This is a genomic window from Shewanella colwelliana ATCC 39565 (assembly GCF_000518705.1).
Classification (GTDB): domain Bacteria; phylum Pseudomonadota; class Gammaproteobacteria; order Enterobacterales; family Shewanellaceae; genus Shewanella; species Shewanella colwelliana.
In genome coordinates, this window is the sequence record NZ_JAEC01000065.1 from 1 (window position 1) to 1,121 (window position 1,121).

At 32.1% G+C, this 1,121-nt stretch carries 1 protein-coding gene; it reads right to left on the reverse strand.

Features of this window, described 5'->3' with window-relative positions; translation table 11 throughout:
• Position 1 precedes the first annotated feature (1 nt).
• Positions 2–736 carry a hypothetical protein gene (locus tag L876_RS0116325; protein WP_028764770.1) on the reverse strand — a complete coding sequence of 245 codons (735 nt, stop codon included), beginning with the start codon at positions 734–736 and terminating at the stop codon, positions 2–4.
• Between the last annotated feature and the right edge of the window lie 385 nt (positions 737–1,121).

The window sequence follows — 1,121 nt, forward strand, 5'->3', positions numbered from 1 at the left end:
TTTACTTGCTTGTTTTTAATTTAAGAGCGCCTACATTTCTTGTAAGTAAAGTATCAAACAACCCTTTTATTTTACTTTCAATTTGAGAATTTACTTTTAAATCAATATCATCTTTAGAAGTAAGCTTTTTTGACAGGTACAAATTACTCGAGCCTATCCATGAAGGGGCTTCATCTGTATATCCACCGTAGCCGCCGCTGGCAACAAAATTTCCAGTTATAGCATCATATAACCAGAAGTGCATTTGGAGAAAAGCTATTGTTTGCTTTCCTTGATATACGCCAAAGTCATTTATATGTTGGTTCGTACCAAAATACGGATCTGCTTTATATTTCATAGGGCTAATTAATAGAACATATTTGACATTGTTTTTTTGGACATACTGAGTTAATTCATTACTTTTTAGAGGGTACTTTTCTAAAGTAAAGTAATTGTAATCCGGTTTCGCTACTTTAAATCTTAACTCAGGATTTTTTAAAACCTTATAATCTGATGATATTAATGACTCAAATTTATTTTCCACATAATCATTGAGATGCCAATCATTAATCTCTTTATAAAATAAATCGTTGCCAAAAGCAGTAAAACCTACTGTTTTAACTTGGAGCTCATCAGGAAATTGAGATAAAACTAATATTGGCTCATTTGAAGTAATACTTTTAGCACGTTCAATATTATTTGATACACAACCACTTAAGAAAAAAAGACCTGTGAAAAGGTAAACATAAAACTTCATTGATAAACTCCGTAAACATAACATTTTATTAGTGCGCATGCGCGTTTACCTCGTTGGACCAGTGAAAACGCGCACAGTTAACTATCTGTATGTAATGAACTTATCAGCATTTTGCTAAATATACCATCTAGAAAAACGCGCATGCGCGTTTTCCAAACCTATTATCTCAAGTCGTCAACACATAACTGATTGATAAAAATGAATTATATGAATTAGTACGTGTATAAACGCGCAAAATTATTTCACTATTTTCCTTGATATTCGGAAATATCAAATAATACTGTATAAATAAGGCTCTTCGTCGAAGGTGGTGGTAAACGTAGCTTTTAAGATAAACTTCTTCGTACAATTTCATATTCCCGATAGTCATGAGCGAAACCCTTTT

Bases quoted from the DNA above. Each gene is read 5' to 3' on its own strand.
- L876_RS0116325 (WP_028764770.1), bottom strand. From the start codon at position 736: ATGAAGTTTTATGTTTACCTTTTCACAGGTCTTTTTTTCTTAAGTGGT.